This is a genomic window from Ensifer sp. ENS10 (assembly GCF_014852025.1).
GTDB lineage: Bacteria > Pseudomonadota > Alphaproteobacteria > Rhizobiales > Rhizobiaceae > Ensifer.
The window spans coordinates 801,966-816,803 of record NZ_JACVAS010000001.1 but is presented as its reverse complement, the minus strand read 5'-3'; the positions used below and the strand labels follow the sequence as shown (position 1 = coordinate 816,803).

Annotated in this window: 17 protein-coding genes; 7 read left to right on the top strand and 10 right to left on the bottom strand. The window is 62.8% G+C overall.

From position 1 onward, the window contains the following. Positions 1-55 precede the first annotated feature (55 nt). A complete protein-coding gene (locus IB265_RS03945; RefSeq protein ID WP_057250780.1) occupies positions 56-1,327 on the bottom strand; it encodes a 3-phosphoshikimate 1-carboxyvinyltransferase in 1,272 nt (423 codons plus the stop codon). A gap of 86 nt (positions 1,328-1,413) precedes the next feature. Further along, complete coding sequence (locus IB265_RS03940; RefSeq protein ID WP_057250782.1) at positions 1,414-1,962, bottom strand: LemA family protein; 549 nt, start codon at positions 1,960-1,962, stop codon at positions 1,414-1,416. A 253-nt stretch (positions 1,963-2,215) separates the two neighbouring features. On the opposite strand from IB265_RS03940, the gene IB265_RS03935 reads away from it, so the two are divergent. Continuing rightward, a complete protein-coding gene (locus IB265_RS03935) occupies positions 2,216-2,413 on the top strand; it encodes a hypothetical protein (RefSeq protein WP_057250783.1) in 198 nt (65 codons plus the stop codon). On the opposite strand, the gene IB265_RS03930 is transcribed toward IB265_RS03935, so the two are convergent. The 6 genes from IB265_RS03930 to IB265_RS03905 form a co-directional block, all read right to left on the bottom strand. Further along, positions 2,414-2,965, bottom strand: a complete 552-nt coding sequence (locus IB265_RS03930; protein WP_192494634.1) for an AAA family ATPase — start codon at positions 2,963-2,965, stop codon at positions 2,414-2,416. Continuing rightward, positions 2,962-3,918: a glycine--tRNA ligase subunit alpha gene (locus IB265_RS03925; protein ID WP_093232042.1), complete on the bottom strand. Its 957-nt coding sequence runs from the start codon at positions 3,916-3,918 to the stop codon at positions 2,962-2,964. Before IB265_RS03925 ends, IB265_RS03930 begins: the two co-directional genes overlap by 4 nt. Before the next feature lie 127 nt (positions 3,919-4,045). Further along, on the bottom strand, positions 4,046-4,237 hold the full coding sequence (locus IB265_RS03920) for a hypothetical protein (RefSeq protein ID WP_057250790.1): 192 nt from the start codon (positions 4,235-4,237) through the stop codon (positions 4,046-4,048). A gap of 131 nt (positions 4,238-4,368) precedes the next feature. Beyond that, the gene (locus IB265_RS03915) at positions 4,369-5,235 is read right to left on the bottom strand and encodes a S49 family peptidase (RefSeq protein ID WP_057250793.1); all 867 of its coding nucleotides are present in this window, start codon (positions 5,233-5,235) and stop codon (positions 4,369-4,371) included. Positions 5,236-5,382: 147 nt separating this feature from the next. Beyond that, positions 5,383-6,171, bottom strand: a complete 789-nt coding sequence (locus IB265_RS03910) for a tRNA1(Val) (adenine(37)-N6)-methyltransferase (RefSeq protein WP_057250794.1) — start codon at positions 6,169-6,171, stop codon at positions 5,383-5,385. After that, positions 6,168-6,389, bottom strand: a complete 222-nt coding sequence (locus IB265_RS03905; RefSeq protein ID WP_057250796.1) for a DUF2007 domain-containing protein — start codon at positions 6,387-6,389, stop codon at positions 6,168-6,170. The genes IB265_RS03910 and IB265_RS03905 overlap by 4 nt, the downstream gene beginning before the upstream one ends. Positions 6,390-6,496: 107 nt before the next feature. On the opposite strand from IB265_RS03905, the gene IB265_RS03900 reads away from it, so the two are divergent. From IB265_RS03900 to moaB, 4 genes are all read left to right on the top strand, one after another. Beyond that, on the top strand, positions 6,497-7,513 hold the full coding sequence (locus tag IB265_RS03900) for a polyprenyl synthetase family protein (RefSeq protein ID WP_057250798.1): 1,017 nt from the start codon (positions 6,497-6,499) through the stop codon (positions 7,511-7,513). Positions 7,514-7,675: 162 nt separating this feature from the next. Next, positions 7,676-9,517 (top strand): tetratricopeptide repeat protein, encoded by a 1,842-nt coding sequence (locus IB265_RS03895; RefSeq protein WP_057250800.1) that lies wholly within the window; start codon positions 7,676-7,678, stop codon positions 9,515-9,517. A 7-nt stretch (positions 9,518-9,524) separates the two neighbouring features. Beyond that, positions 9,525-10,439, top strand: coding sequence for a 4-(cytidine 5'-diphospho)-2-C-methyl-D-erythritol kinase (locus IB265_RS03890; protein ID WP_192494633.1), 915 nt, complete (start codon positions 9,525-9,527; stop codon positions 10,437-10,439). A gap of 1 nt (position 10,440) precedes the next feature. Further along, a complete protein-coding gene (gene moaB, locus IB265_RS03885; RefSeq protein WP_057250805.1) occupies positions 10,441-10,983 on the top strand; it encodes a molybdenum cofactor biosynthesis protein B in 543 nt (180 codons plus the stop codon). Positions 10,984-11,274: 291 nt separating this feature from the next. On the opposite strand, the gene IB265_RS03880 is transcribed toward moaB, so the two are convergent. Then, entirely contained in the window at positions 11,275-11,811 is a 537-nt protein-coding gene (locus tag IB265_RS03880) for a hypothetical protein (protein WP_057250807.1), read from the bottom strand. Between the two features lie 187 nt (positions 11,812-11,998). Between IB265_RS03880 and IB265_RS03875 the strand changes: the two genes are divergently transcribed. Continuing rightward, on the top strand, positions 11,999-13,156 hold the full coding sequence (locus tag IB265_RS03875; protein WP_057250809.1) for a PA0069 family radical SAM protein: 1,158 nt from the start codon (positions 11,999-12,001) through the stop codon (positions 13,154-13,156). Between the two features lie 245 nt (positions 13,157-13,401). After that, positions 13,402-14,049, top strand: a complete 648-nt coding sequence (locus tag IB265_RS03870) for a ribonuclease HII (protein WP_057250811.1) — start codon at positions 13,402-13,404, stop codon at positions 14,047-14,049. A gap of 303 nt (positions 14,050-14,352) precedes the next feature. Here the strand turns inward: IB265_RS03870 and IB265_RS03865 are convergent, their stop codons facing one another. Continuing rightward, complete coding sequence (locus IB265_RS03865) at positions 14,353-14,838, bottom strand: F0F1 ATP synthase subunit B (RefSeq protein WP_057250812.1); 486 nt, start codon at positions 14,836-14,838, stop codon at positions 14,353-14,355.

Here is a 14,838-nt window from a genome sequence, read left to right as displayed (position 1 = left end):
GTTAGAGCGGGATGCGGGCGGAAAACCGCATACACTTTTCCTCATCCGCTCTCGATCACGGCCGGTCGCCGGTGAATTCGACGCCGAGGGATGCGAGCGCGTCCCAATAGGCCGGATAGGTCTTGGCGACGCAGCCAGGGTCCTCGATGGTGATGCCGCGGATCTTCAGGCCGGCAAGCGCGAAGCTCATGGCGATGCGATGATCGGCAAAGGTGTCGATCGATGCCGGCAGGGTCTGGCCGGCAAGACCCGGGTCGGACGAGACGATGAGGTCGTCGCCTTCCTCATGCGCAAGACCCGGCCGGATCGCTGTCAGGCCCAGCGACAGCGCGCGCACGCGGTCGCATTCCTTGACGCGCAGATTGGCGAGACCGACGAAGCGTACCGGCGTGTTGTTGAAGGCGGCGAGCACCGCAATCGTCGGGATCGCGTCTTGCATCTGCGAACCGTCGATGACAGCAGGCAGGTTCGGGAAGCTTGAGATCACTGCATGAGCGCGCGCATCTGGCTGGGAGAAGGCTGTTGCCGGGACGCCGAGATCGATGGCGCCGCCGGTCAGCACTTCCGCCGCCCAGAGATAGGTTGCAGCCGACGCGTCAGGCTCGATGACATAGTCCGCCGCACGATAGCCGGTCGGGGCGACCTGCCAGACGGACGGGCTCACCTGCTCGACTTCGGCCCCGAAGGCGCGCATGGCGGCAACCGTCAGGTCGATGTAACCACGCGCGCCGATCTCGTCGCCGGCAAGCTCGATGCTGACAGGCCCCTTGGCGCCCGGAGCCGCCATCAGCAAGGCAGAGACATACTGGCTGGAAAGGCCGGCATCGATGACGACGCGGCCGGCCGGAAAGCCGCCGGTGCCCTTGACGGTGACCGGCGGGCAGCCGGTCTCGGAGGTAACCTCGACGCCGAGGGCGCCGAGTGCTTCGACCAGCGGCTTGATCGGGCGCTTGCGCATATGCTGGTCGCCGTCGACGACGACTGTGCCATCGACGAGAGCGGCCGCCGCCGTCAGGAAGCGCGTCGCCGTTCCGGCATTGCCGAGGAACAGCGGTGCAGCCGGCGGGAGCAGCTTGCCCGTGCTGGTCACGACGAATGTGGTTTCATCCGGCTCGCTGACCTCGACACCCATCGCCCTGAGTGCATCCGCCATGTAGCGGGTGTCGTCGCTCTTCAAGGCACCCGTCAATCGGCTCGTGCCTTTCGCAAGGCCGGCCAGCAAAAGCGCGCGGTTGGTGATCGACTTCGAGCCCGGCGGGCGCACATGGCCGCGAAGCGGATGGTCGGTCGGCAGGATGGTCAGCTTCTTCATGGTATCGGTGGTCATCGAATAGGTCTCTTGATGCGAATGAGCTGCGGCGGGAGCCCGCGGCCGGGATGTTCGTGGCGATCGGAACCGCGGATGGGAAAAGCTCAGAACTTGACCTGCGGCACCGCGCGATCGGCTTCGTTGGTGATCTCGAAATAGCCGGCTTTGACGAAACGGAAGGCGTTGGCGATCAGGTTCGACGGGAAGCTCTCGACCTTGACGTTGAGATCGCGGGCAGCGCCGTTGTAATAGCGGCGCGACATCTGGATCTCGCCCTCGATCGTCTCCAGTGAGCGCTGCAGTTCGGCGAAATTCTCGTTGGCCTTCAGATCCGGATAGGCTTCGGCAAGCGCGAACAGCTTGCCGAGCGCCTGGGACAGCGCGCCTTCGGCCTGCGCTCGCCCCTCGACATCGCCTGCAGGCACCGCTTGCGCCCGGTTGCGCATGGCGATCACCTCTTCGAGAGTCGACTTCTCGTGCGCCGCGTAGCCCTTCACGGTTTCGATCAGGTTGGGGATGAGATCGGCACGACGCTTCAACTGCACATCGATGCCGGACCAGGCCTCCTCGGCGATCTGCCGCGCCTTGACGAGACCGTTATAGACGAAAACCAGATACAGGATCACGACGACGGCGATTGCCAGACCGATCATAGGGTGCCCTCCAAAATTGCCCGGCCGAGATTAGCACCGGCTTTCAAGCTGCAAAGGCCTTTCTACCGCAATTGCGCGGAGAAACGCACTCCTCCCCAACTGTCGCTTCAAACGGAGACAATGCGCATTCCCCCTCGTGAACACAGTGTTCGCGTGCGGCGTCCAATCCCTGTTCCAACGGGAACGGCAGCATTGCTGACCTTCAGCCATATTCCAATCCAGAGAGCAACTCCTGGAAAACGAAGCTAAGGTCATGAAAACGTTCGCACCCCTCATCAACGCAATCGCCTTCACGGCGCTTTTCGTTGCCTATGCGAACGTGTCCATCGCAGAGGAAAAGCCGGTCGGTGTTCGTCGCGCCTTACAGACCTATGCGGGTCAGATCTACACCGGCGCCTACCCCACCCTGGACCAGGCCAACAACGCTGCCGCCATCGTCAATGTTGTTTGATCACGCAAAGATACGGCCGGCGATATGCTCGGCGGCCTCATTGGCGCCAAGCGTCGTCACATCGATCTCGACAACCGCATGACCATTGTCCCGCAGCAATCTGTGTCTGGCCCTAAGGTCCAAAAGGATCGCAGGATCGGTCAGCTTGTGTTGCTTTGACCGTCCGGCCCTTGTCAGCCGCTTGAGATTTTCCTCGACATCGCAATCGATGACGACCGCAACGAAGCGGGCGCCGCGCAGGCGCGCAAGCTCGGCGTAGTCTTCGAAGGCGCGGGTGTCGGAGGCGTCATCCGAGAGCGCATCGGTAAAGACGAAGGATTGTTCCCCTGGCGCCCTCGCCAAATGGTCCAACACACTCTCACGGATCGCCGCGCGCAGCGATCGATAGAGCGGTGTGCCCCGCGCAAACAGCGCCTCGGCCGGATTGATCAGCGTGTGGTTGTCGGCAAGCCGCGCGCCCAGCCTTTCGGCCAGATGGCGCGCGATCGTCAGCTTGCCGGTTCCCGGCCAGCCGTTGATGTGAACGACGAGGCCGGACGGTTGCGTGATCAAGCCGCGTCCCGGTTGAAGTTCGCGCCGCCAGCGTCGGTCAGCAGGAAGGCTTCGCCGCAGGCCTTGGCCAGCGCTCGGACGCGCAGGATGTAGCTCTGGCGTTCGGTGACCGAGATGACGCCACGGGCATCGAGCAGGTTGAACACGTGGCTCGCCTTGATGCACTGGTCATAGGCGGGGAAGACGCATTTGTGCAGCTGATTGTTGCTGTGATCGCCTGGTGCGCCGGCGGCCAACAATGCCTGGCACTCCGCTTCGGCATCGATGAAGTGCTGATGCAGCATGGCGGTGTTGGCGTATTCGAAATTGTAGCGCGAATATTCCTGTTCCGCCTGCAGGAAGACGTCGCCATAGCTGATCTTCTCGGCGCCTTCGCGGCCGTTGAAATTCAGGTCGTAGACGTTGTCGACGCCCTGCACATACATGGCGAGACGCTCGAGACCGTAAGTCAGTTCACCGGAAACCGGCGAGCATTCGATGCCGCAGACCTGCTGGAAATAGGTGAACTGCGACACTTCCATGCCGTCGCACCAGCACTCCCAGCCGAGGCCCCAGGCGCCGAGCGTCGGGCTTTCCCAGTCGTCCTCGACAAAGCGGATATCGTGCAGCAGCGGATCGAGGCCGATCGCCTCCAACGAGCCGAGATAGAGCTCCTGCAGGTTGGACGGGTTCGGCTTCAAGAGCACCTGGTACTGATAGTAGTGCTGCAGGCGGTTCGGGTTTTCGCCGTAGCGGCCGTCGGTCGGGCGACGCGACGGCTGCACATAGGCGGCACGCCAGGGGCGCGGACCAAGCGCGCGCAGGGTCGTTGCCGGATGGAAGGTACCGGCGCCCACTTCCATGTCGTAGGGCTGCAGGACGGCGCAACCCTTGTCGGCCCAGTAGTTGTGCAAAGTCAGGATCAGGGCCTGAAACGAGCGCTTCGGGTTCATATGATCGGGCAGAGTGGTCATGGATCGCGTCCGGATTTCTTCATAAAAATTGAGCCGGACAGGTGCCACGCCTGATGAGAAGGGTCAAGCAACTACAGCGCCGGCCCGCCAATTAGACGCGCCGGAGCCTCCGCGCCCTTTGATCTCGCTACTCGTCGTCGCGTTTCAGCCTGTACTCACCGGTCTCCGGATCCTGGACCAGCGTGCCCTGCGCCCCGGTCCGCTCCTCGCGGCGGGTCTGTTCACGCTGGCGCGTCAATTTCTGCGCATCGGCCACGAACTTGCGGTAGCCGAGCCAGAAGACGAAACCTGCAATCAGGAGCAGGATGAGTTGCGGCATTTTTCCTCCAAGGACATCACGCGTGAGCCAGGGCGCTTCCGATCAAATTCAGTCGTCGAAACGCCCTATCTCATGTTCTACGCCGTTCCGGATGCGAAACCGTCGTACAATTTCGCTGGAATTGCTTGGGCTCAAAGCCCGAACCGCGCCCACAATGCCCTTTCCTCGATTGCTTCGGCAAGACCCGCTGCCGCCGACGCCGCCAAGGGCTCGACAAGGGCGCCGGCAACGGCCGTGCCGGTCTGCCGGCGGCCGAAAAGGCTGCGCACCGGCTGGATGAGTTCGAGCCGCGCCTTGTCGCCGTAACGCTTCTTCACCTCGCCGCGCAGATCGCCGAGACCGTCGATTAGCCCCAGTTCCAATCCGCGCCGGCCAGTCCAGAAAAGGCCGGAGAAGATATCCGGATCATCGGCGAGCATCTGTCCGCGACGCGCCTTCACCATCTGGATGAAGGTATCATGGATGTCGAGCTGCAGGTTCTTCAGAAACGCGATGTCCTGCTCCTTTTCCGGCTGGAACGGGTCGAGCATCACCTTGTTTTCGCCGGCGGTATAGACGCGTCGTTCGACGCCGATCTTCTTCAGCAGCTCCGGAAAGCCGAAACCGCCGGAAACGACGCCGATCGAGCCGACGATCGAGGTCGGATCGGCGATGATCTCATCGCCGGCGAGTGCGATCATGTAGCCGCCGGACGCTGCAACGTCCTCGACGAAGATCAGGACGCGCTTCTTCTTCTCCTGGGCGAGGTCCCGGATACGCTGATAGATCAGGCGCGACTGCACCGGGGAGCCGCCGGGCGAATTGACGGAGATCGTAACCGCAGGCGCTTCCTTGATTGCAAAGGCCTTTTCCAGAAGCGGTGCCGCCGTTGCCAGGTTGAGCGCCGGCCGGAATTGCCCGCCGCCAGCCATGATCGCACCGTGAAGCCGGACAACGGGGATCGTCACGCCTTCCCTGCGAAATCGCCTCGGCAACAACCGTCTCAGGAACGCCTTCATTTCAACTCCTGCCTACTGGATCGCTTTGGAGCAGCGTGAGGAAAACGGCATGGCACCTTTCCTCATGCCGCTCCGATGGCCAAATGTATTGGCCCATCCATGGCATGTATGCACTGCCACGACAAACGCAATGCCGCATACGGTAAATCAGCGGCGGCGATAGGCGGCACGACCGTTGTTGAGATCGTCGACATGATCAGCGAAGCGATGCCCCTCCTCATGCATGACGAGTGGCGCGCGCAACACCAGCCGCTTGCGGCTCTGCTTGATCGCCGTCACCAGGATGCGCACGGCGTTTTCGCCGACGCGCGGATGCAGCGCCGTGATCTCGATGCCGCCGAAGCGGCGGCCGCAGGCGGCGATGATCTCGGCGATCGATTCCGGCCGGGCAATCAACGACAGTTGCCCGCCCGGCTTCATGATCGCGCCAGCCGTCTTCACCCAGACCTCGAAGAGCCCGTCGCTCATCGCATGGGCCTCAGCCTTGAGGCTGTCCGGCGTCTTGCGATCGGAAGCGTCGTTGAAGGGCGGATTCATGATCACGTGGTCGAAGCTGTCATCCGCCAGACCCGCCGCGACACGCGCCTTGCCGGCAAGCGAGACATCGGCCTCCAGCACCGAGACCCGCGAAGCAAAGCGGGCATTCTCAGCCAGCAGCAGGCTGCGACGGGCATACTCCGCCATGATCGGTGAGCGCTCCACCAGCACCACCTCCGCAGCTGCGATCCGCGAAGCGACGGCCATGCCGGCGGCGCCCGCACCGGCGCCAAGATCGGCGATGCGGCAGGGATGATCCGAGGAAACGAGCGATGCCAGCAGCATCGCGTCCATGCCCGAGCGATGTCCCTGCCCCAGCGGCTGAACGACATGGAACTTGCCGCGATGGAAGGCATCGACGGTTTCGGTTGCGGCCGCCAGCACTGGGTCCGAGTTCACGACCGCAACTCCGCCTCGAGCCCGGCGTCGATCAATATCCGCCGCGCGGCTTCCGCGTCCTCGTCCGCGACCAGAAAACGGCGGGGCAGCAGGCCGAGCGAGCCTTCCAGAATGCTCATCCCCTGATCGGCGATGAGACTTGCGATGCCGGCATCCTTCATCAGGCTCTCGGCAAAGGAGAGCACGACGGCATCGTTGGTACGGATCAATTCCTTCATCCGGCGGTTTTTCCTGTCCTATTTCAGCAAGCGGGACAATTCGCCTCTTGCCGCACGGGACACCCCTTCCTATTGTCGAAAGCGACAATGAAAACAGGAGTCCCGGTGTGGGCGTAGTGATACCGCTGGAAGACAGCAAAAACAAACAGGCGTCCGTTAAGCCGCTCGTCGACCTGACAGCGCCGGACATGGAGCGCGCCAACCAGCTCATCCTGTCGAAGGCCGGTTCCGACGTTCAGATGATTCCCGAAGTCGCCAACCACCTGATTTCTTCCGGCGGCAAGCGCCTGCGCCCGATGCTGACGCTCGCCTCCGCCTCGATGTTCGGCTATGAGGGCGACGCCCACGTCAAGCTCGCCACCAGCGTCGAATTCATGCATACGGCGACGCTGCTGCACGACGATGTCGTCGACGAAAGCGACCTTCGCCGCGGCAAGTCCACCGCGCGCACGATCTGGGGCAACCAGGCGAGTGTTCTTGTCGGCGACTTCCTGCTCGGCCAGGCCTTCCGCATGATGGTCGATGTCGGCTCGCTCGACGCGCTCGACGTGCTCTCGACGGCTGCTTCCGTCATCGCCGAAGGCGAAGTTCTCCAGCTTTCCGTCGCCAAGAACATGGAAACGACCGAGGACGATTATCTCCAGGTCATTCGCGCGAAGACCGCGGCACTCTTTGCCGCTGCCGCCGAAGTTGGACCGATCGTCGCCCAGACGAGCAAATCCGACCGCAATGCGCTGAAATCCTACGGCATGAACCTTGGCCTCGCCTTCCAGCTCGTCGACGACGTGCTCGACTATGGCGGCTCGTCGAGCGACCTCGGCAAGAATGTCGGCGACGACTTCCGCGAAGGAAAGATCACGCTTCCGGTGATCCTGTCCTACCGCCGCGGAACGGCAGAAGACCGGGCCTTCTGGCGCGAGGCGATCGAAGGCGGCGACAGCAGCGATCAGAACCTCGAAAAGGCGCTCGGCCTGATCAAGCGCTACGGCGGCTTGAGCGACACCATCGCGCGCGCCCAGCACTACGGCACGATTGCCCGCGATGCGCTGGCACCGCTGCCGGCGTCCCCCTGGAAGTCGGCGCTCACGGAAGTGATCGACTTCTGCATCGACCGGGTAAGCTGACGGGACCTCAACCCTACCGGGACGACCGACAGGATTTTCTTGCCGCATTGCGCCAAAAAAGCCATTCTGTTCCTCAAGAGTTGCGCTGGGCTATATGTGGCTGACTCCGGAAACAACCCTCAGTGGTGCGCAAGACCGAGCAATCGGCACGAAAGGTTTGACATGCGGCAAATGACGATCCTCCGCCTCCTTAGCGGCGCAGCACTGCTGGCTCTCGCCGCAGTCAGCGGCAGCCACCAGGCCTTCGCGGAAGACAAGGTCGCCGCTGTCGAGGAAAGCGAACCCTTTGACATCAAGACGGTGAACACTTTCGCCGGCGCCTTCCTCGCTGCCCGCACCGCCGATACGGACCGCGACTTCGCGTCCGCCACCGAGCTCTACAAGATCGCGCTGCAGTTCGAACCAAACAACAACGACGTCAAGCAGCGGCTGATGATCACCCTGCTGATGGCCGGCCAGTTCGATGAAGGCGCCAAGATTGCCGAGCAGCTGAAGTCAGACCCGGCCGTCGAGCGCATCACCACCGTGATCCGCGCGATCGAAGCGATCCGCAAGCGCGAGTATCGCAATGCGCAGAAACTCCTGAACTACCAAGGCCCCAACGATCTCGACCGGCTGATGAACGGCCTGCTTTCCGCCTGGGCGAAGTTCGGCCAGGGCAAGCCGAAGGAAGCGCTGGCGCAGATCAACGGCCTGGAAGGCCCCGACTGGTTCCGCGTGTTCAAGAACTATCACGCCGGCGCGATCGCGGTTGCCGCGGGCGACAAGCAGACCGCACGGACCAGGCTCAACGATGCCATTCTGGATCGGGAAGGCGGAAGTGCTGCGCCTGACACCTTCATGCGGGCGGTCGAAGCGCTGGCTCGTTTCGAGGCGCGCGAAGGCAACAAGCAGAAGGCGCTCGATACCGTCGCCGTCGGCGAGAACATGGTCAACAACTACACGCCGCTGCAGGCGCTGAGGACCGACATCGAGAACGGTGTTCCGCAAGAACAGCAGGTCAAGAATGCCAGCCAGGGCGCTGCGGCCGTGCTCTTCTCGATTGGTGCTGCGCTCAATCGCGACGGCGCCGAGGATATCGTTTCGCTCTATCTGCAGACCGCCCGCCGGCTCGACCCCGACAGCGCCGACATCCTCGTGATGCTCGGCGGCATCGCCGAAAACCTGAAGAAGCCGAACGAGGCGATCGAACTCTACAAGGCTATCCCGGAGACCTCGCCGATGCGGCGCGTCTCTGAACTGCAACTCGGCCTGAGCTTGGCCAGCATCGGCAAAGTCGACGAAGCGAAGAAGCACCTGAAAGCGCTGATCGACGTCGATCCGAAGAACATCCGCAACTATCTCGCCTATGGCAGCGTGCTCTCCGACGCCAAGGACTACAAGGAGATGGGCACGCTCTACGACCAGGCCGTCGAACAGATCGGACCGGTGCCGAAGCGCAGCGACTGGACCGTGTTCTTCCAGCGCGGCATTGCCTACGAGCGCCAGAAGCTTTGGGACAAGGCCGAACCGAGCTTCAAGAAAGCGCTGGAACTCAACCCGGACCAGCCGCAGGTTTTGAACTATCTCGGCTATTCATGGGTCGACATGAACATCAATCTCGACGAAGGCCTCGAGATGATCCGCAAGGCGGTCGAACTGAAGCCCGACGACGGCTACATCGTCGATTCGCTCGGCTGGGCCTATTTCCGCATGAACCGCTTCGACGATGCGGTGGTGGAACTGGAAAAAGCGGCTGAACTGATGGCCGGCGACCCGACGATCAACGATCACCTCGGTGACGCATACTGGCGCGTCGGCCGCAAGCTCGAAGCGGTGTTCCAATGGACACAGACGCTTGAGCTGAAGCCCGAGGAAGCCGAGATCCCGAAGATCAAGGCGAAGATCGAAAACGGCCTGCCGCCGCTGAAGGAAGAGGTTCCGGCCTCCGCCGATGCCAAGGAAACCGCGCCGAAGAAGGTGACCCCGGAAGCGGAAGCGCCGGCGCCGGACAAGAAGTCCTGATCGATCCATGATTGATGACGGCATCGCGGGCTTCACGCTGACGCGCGCGGCGCCCGCAAAGATCAATCTGGCGCTCCACGTCGTCGGCCAGCGGGCCGACGGCCACCACCTTCTCGAAAGCCTCGTCACCTTTGCCGATCGCCGCGACCGGATCGGCTTTGCATCGGCAGACGCCGACCTCTTTACCGTATCGGGGCCCTTTGCCGCAGAACTGCCAATGGATGCCAGCGCCCAGGGCGGCAATCTGGTCCTAAAGGCGCGAGATGTCCTGCGTGAGGAACTGCGGTCCCGCAACCTCGCCGCTGCCGGCCCTGTTCATCTGCATCTCGAAAAGAATTTGCCCCTCGCTTCCGGCATCGGCGGCGGTTCCGCCGACGCGGCGGCGACGCTTCTTGGGCTTCTCCAACTTTGGCACGCCGCGATCGAACCCTCCCGCCTCGATGCAATGGCATTGGCGCTCGGCGCCGACGTACCGATGTGCCTCGCCGGCATTCCTCTCGTGGCGAAAGGCATCGGTGAGGACATCACGCCGCTTGCCGACCTTCCATCCCTGCCCCTCGTACTGGTCAATCCGCTCGTTGCCGTTTCGACGCCGGTGGTGTTCCGGACGCTCGCGAACAAGACCAATGCGCCGCTCGTTTTGCCTCAGGCTTCGGGAACGCTCGACGCGTGGCTGGCGGCAATGGCAACGATGCGCAACGATCTGCAGCCGCCGGCGCAGCAGCTGCAGCCTGTCATCGGCGACGTCTGCCAGTCGCTGATGGAGGCCGGGGCCCTGCTGGTTCGGATGTCGGGCTCAGGCGCCACTTGCTTCGGCATTTTCGACAACGGTGAGCGTGCGGCTGCGACAGCGCGTACTCTTTCGGAGGCGCAGCCCGGCTGGTACGTTCTCGCCTGCAACACGATAGGAAGAGGCAAGTAGAATGGCTGGCATCGACGAAAAACGCCCCTTCGTTCCCGTCGGAATTGCTGTCCTCACGGTGTCCGACACCCGCACGCTCGCCGACGACAAATCGGGCGACACGCTGGAGGCGCGGGTGCGCGACGCAGGTCATCGCCTGGAAGCGCGCGCGATCGTGCCGGACGATCGGGCGCAGATTTACGACCAGGTGAAGGCCTGGACGCTCGAACCGACGATCGACGTGGTGATCACGACCGGTGGCACGGGCTTCACCGGCCGGGACGTGACGCCGGAGGCGCTGGAGCCGCTGTTCGAAAAGCGCATGGACGGCTTCTCCGAGGTTTTCCATCGGATCTCCTACGAGAAGATCGGCACCTCGACGATCCAGTCACGCGCAACTGGCGGCGTTGCCAACGCCACCTTCATTTTCGTTCTGCCCGGCTCACCCGGCGCCTGCCGCGATGCGTGGGACGGCATATTGAAGCAGCAGCTCGATTACCGGCACATGCCCTGCAATTTCGTCGAGATCATGCCCCGGCTCGACGAGCACCTCAAACGCGGTTAAGCCCGGATCCTCCACGTCCCATCGCACTTTCGGCCCGTCTGTTACCTTTGGAACTGACAGCCATTTTTCGTGCCTTTAGCGTCCGATCATCAGCCCACCGAAGATCGGACGCCGCACGTTTCTCTTCAGGCTGCAAAGACGCCTCCCCGCCGATATCCCCGGGCGGGGAGAACAAGGGGATACGACGTGCAGCCAGAATGCTGCCCGGTAAGAAATTTACCAGACAAGGTCATTTGAGAGCCACCTTGAGGTGCCGTCCCCTGGGACTGGCACCTTTTTAGTGCACAGCGATCAGGAGCGTCCCGGCGTCGGCTTGCTTTCGGTGACGACCCAGGCCGGAACGAGCTCCGTCGAGAGTTTGCGGACCGCCCGGACATTCGTCATGTCGCCGAGGCATCGATTGCCATCGGCCGCTGCGAGCGCATCATGTTTGTTCACCAGGAAACCCGTTTCCAGCGGCTTTCTTCGCCGGATCAGGCGGCGGAAGAACGGTTTGCGGTGCATTCTGGAATCGGAGAAGCGCGCGGGCGCCCTGTTGAGCGAGACGTATTCGGCAAGCTCGTCGATCCACCGGCCGATCGGACGGGCACCGGGTTCGAGCAGCATCAGCCATTCGCCGCGCGCCGAACGCACGACGTCGCCGAGATTCCAATCGACGTGAAAGCGGCAGCCGGCCGCTTCCGCCACACGCGACGAGCCGTCCGTGGAGCCGTGATCGAGGACAATCACATCACTGACGAGGCCCTCCACGGCGCCGGCGACGAGCACCGACAGCGTCTGCACCAGCTCGGCTTCGTTGTCCCGCGTTTCCATGATGATCGTCAGCATAGCCCGTCCTACCGCATCACACTCACAATTGCTACATGCACTGCTGGCTTGGCTGAAAACCAAACCGGGGAGCACGAAACTCCAAACGTACTGCTCCCGCTTTTTGTTCTTGAATTGTTCTCGTATTCGAGATAGGAAAATAATCAGAACAAAACGGGATCAAAGATCTGATTCCGGGGAGATTCCAATGAACGAGCTGTCTCAGATCAGGCAGGGTGCGCTTGCGCCCGCCAATACGGCAGATGTCGCCGAAGCGATGATGAGCGCAACAGGCTTGCGGATCGATATCGACCGCCGCCGCGGACGCGGCGCCGGGCTCAACACGTCCGGCCGCTTCGAGCCGCAGGCGCGGGAAAGCTTCGACGACGGCTGGGAAAGCCTGGAAGATCTGCCCCCCTTCAAGACCGAAGTCCAGGTCGAGAAGCCGCGGACGGTGATCACCCGCAACGAATCTCCCGATATCTCCTTTGACCGTTCGATCAACCCCTATCGCGGATGCGAGCACGGCTGCATCTATTGTTTCGCCCGCCCCACACACGCCTTCATGGGCCTGTCGGCGGGTCTGGATTTCGAGGCGAAGCTCTTCGCCAAGCCGGATGCCGCGCGGCTCCTGGAGCGCGAACTGGCGCGACCGGATTACAAGGTCAGGCCAATCGCCATCGGCACCAACACCGATCCCTATCAGCCGATTGAAAAGGAATGGCGCATCATGCGCCAGATCCTCGAAGTGCTGAGGGACGCCAACCACCCGGTCATGATCGTCACCAAATCGGCGATGGTCACCCGCGATATCGACATTCTCGCGCCGATGGCCGAGAAGGGACTGGCGCGGGTCGGCATTTCAGTCACCACGCTCGAGCGCAAGCTGGCGAGGACAATGGAGCCCCGCGCCGCAACGCCACCCAAGCGGCTGGAGGCGATGCGTGCCATTGCCGAGGCCGGCATCCCCGCCGGGGTTCTCGTCTCTCCGATCATCCCGGCGCTCAACGACCATGAGATCGAGCGGGTTCTCGAAGCGGCAAGGACGGCCGGTGCGACGGAGGCGAGCTATGTGCTGTTGCGCTTGCCGCTCGAAGTCAGCCCGCTGTTTCGTGACTGGCTTCTGCGCAACTATCCGGACCGCTACCGCCACGTCATGTCGCTCGTCCGCTCCATGCGTGGCGGCAAGGACTATGACGCCGAGTTCGGCAAGCGCATGAAAGGCGCCGGCCCCTATGCCTGGCAGATCGGCCGCCGCTTCGATCTCGCCACCAAGCGCCTCGGCTTCAACCCGACACGCCGCCAGCTTCGCGACGATCTGTTCGTGCCGCCGCTCGGAACGGGGGTGCAGCTCTCGCTTCTTTGAAGGTTTTCCGGAATGGCCTGCGTGATGGCTGTTCCGGGTTTGTGGCCAGCGATAGGCACCGAGGATGCCCGGGCAATGGGGGAGTTTTCGTCACCGCCCCTCAGGCAAGCCGGTGTGAACGCTAGAAGGTCGCAAAACAGTTCCGGTGCCCCGCCCCCGCCTGGGGCATCGGCCATCCCCCCGTCCGCCGCCGCACTCGGACCTGGGGGCTTGAAGAGAATCGGTCGATCATGCGAATTAGACTTATGTCTCGCAGGTCGTCCGATTCTCCCCTTTTTCCCGATATCATCGAAGCACCCGATTTCAGTTTTGAACTCTCGGCAAGAGGTGATGGATTTTGGCCGGTCGCCGGCGCCGATGAAGCTGGTCGCGGCCCGCTCGCAGGACCGGTCGTAGCGGCTGCGGTCATTCTCAATCCCGACGCCATTCCCGAGGGCCTCGATGACAGCAAGAAGCTCAGCGCGCAGGCGCGCGAGAAGCTGTTCGACGAAATCCTCGCGACATCGGAGGTATCGATCGCCTCGGCCTCGGCCGGCACGATCGATGCCACGGATATCCGCAAGGCAAGCCTGGAGGCGATGCGACGCGCAGTGGCGGGTCTTCCCTCGACCGTACGCTTCGTACTCGTCGACGGCCGCGACGTGCCGCCCGGGCTTTCATGCCATGCCAAGGCAGTCGTAAAGGGCGACGCACGGTCGCTATCGATCGCCGCCGCTTCGATCGTCGCCAAGGTTACGCGCGATCGTATGATGGCTCGCGCCGACCTCGCGCATCCCGGCTACGGCTTTGCGCTCCATGCCGGCTACGCGACCGTAACCCACCGGCGCGCCATAGAAACGCAAGGTCCCTGTGCCCTGCACCGCATGAGCTTCCGGCCCCTGCGGCAGGATTAATGGCGGCTGAACGGTTCTTGGGAGCGCCGATTCTAGCTCGCCAGCTTGCAGAAGAAATCTTGTCTGACTCAGCAGCGCGTGCCCATAGGGCCACGCGCCGATGAATATGCGCGCGTAAAGTTTTATCGGCGTCACCGGCGCCTCGCGAGGCGCCCGCCGTGAAGCGGGGGCATGCGCATTGTTGTCTCAGCGATCGCCCAGCGTATCGCCGGCAAGCCAGTGCCTGCAGCCAAACCCGGTGCATGGCCCAAACAAAAAGCCCCGCACAGGGCGGGGCTTTTCAAATCCGGAATGTCCTGAGGCTTAGTTCAGGCGTGCCTTGACTTCGCCAAGCGCCTTCGTGAACAGATCACTCTGTGCACCGGCGTCGGCCTTGGCGGCGACGACCTTCTCGGCAGCGGCAATCGCCAGATCGACGGCAGCGGAACGGACGGCGTTGATCGCGTCGCTTTCAGCCTGCTTGATCTTCTGCTCCGAGAGAGCCGTGCGACGGGCAACGTATTCCTCGGTCTTCTGCTTGGCTTCCGCCGTCAGCATTTCGGCTTCGCGCTGAGCGGCAGCGACGATACCGGCAGCTTCCGCTTCGGCATCCTTACGCTTGCGCTGGTACTCGGCGACAAGGCTCTGTGCTTCTTCGCGCAGACGCTTGGCTTCGGTCAGCTCGTTGCCGATCTTTTCGGCGCGGGCGTCGAGCGCCTTGCCGATCATGCCCGGAACCTTGAGATAGGCGATCAGGACGAAGAACAGGATCAGGCCGACGAGGGCATAGAAGGTCGCATCAAGATGCAT

Excerpts from the sequence above, each read along its gene's own strand:
- IB265_RS03945 (WP_057250780.1), bottom strand. The coding sequence starts at position 1,327 with ATGACCACCGATACCATGAAGAAGCTGACCATCCTGCCGACCGACCAT.
- IB265_RS03940 (WP_057250782.1), bottom strand. The coding sequence starts at position 1,962 with ATGATCGGTCTGGCAATCGCCGTCGTCGTGATCCTGTATCTGGTTTTC.
- IB265_RS03935 (WP_057250783.1), top strand. The coding sequence starts at position 2,216 with ATGAAAACGTTCGCACCCCTCATCAACGCAATCGCCTTCACGGCGCTT.
- IB265_RS03925 (WP_093232042.1), bottom strand. The coding sequence starts at position 3,918 with ATGACCACTCTGCCCGATCATATGAACCCGAAGCGCTCGTTTCAGGCC.
- IB265_RS03920 (WP_057250790.1), bottom strand. The coding sequence starts at position 4,237 with ATGCCGCAACTCATCCTGCTCCTGATTGCAGGTTTCGTCTTCTGGCTC.
- IB265_RS03915 (WP_057250793.1), bottom strand. The coding sequence starts at position 5,235 with ATGAAGGCGTTCCTGAGACGGTTGTTGCCGAGGCGATTTCGCAGGGAA.
- IB265_RS03905 (WP_057250796.1), bottom strand. The coding sequence starts at position 6,389 with ATGAAGGAATTGATCCGTACCAACGATGCCGTCGTGCTCTCCTTTGCC.
- IB265_RS03895 (WP_057250800.1), top strand. The coding sequence starts at position 7,676 with ATGCGGCAAATGACGATCCTCCGCCTCCTTAGCGGCGCAGCACTGCTG.
- IB265_RS03890 (WP_192494633.1), top strand. The coding sequence starts at position 9,525 with ATGATTGATGACGGCATCGCGGGCTTCACGCTGACGCGCGCGGCGCCC.
- moaB (WP_057250805.1), top strand. The coding sequence starts at position 10,441 with ATGGCTGGCATCGACGAAAAACGCCCCTTCGTTCCCGTCGGAATTGCT.
- IB265_RS03880 (WP_057250807.1), bottom strand. The coding sequence starts at position 11,811 with ATGCTGACGATCATCATGGAAACGCGGGACAACGAAGCCGAGCTGGTG.
- IB265_RS03875 (WP_057250809.1), top strand. The coding sequence starts at position 11,999 with ATGAACGAGCTGTCTCAGATCAGGCAGGGTGCGCTTGCGCCCGCCAAT.
- IB265_RS03870 (WP_057250811.1), top strand. The coding sequence starts at position 13,402 with ATGTCTCGCAGGTCGTCCGATTCTCCCCTTTTTCCCGATATCATCGAA.
- IB265_RS03865 (WP_057250812.1), bottom strand. The coding sequence starts at position 14,838 with ATGCATCTTGATGCGACCTTCTATGCCCTCGTCGGCCTGATCCTGTTC.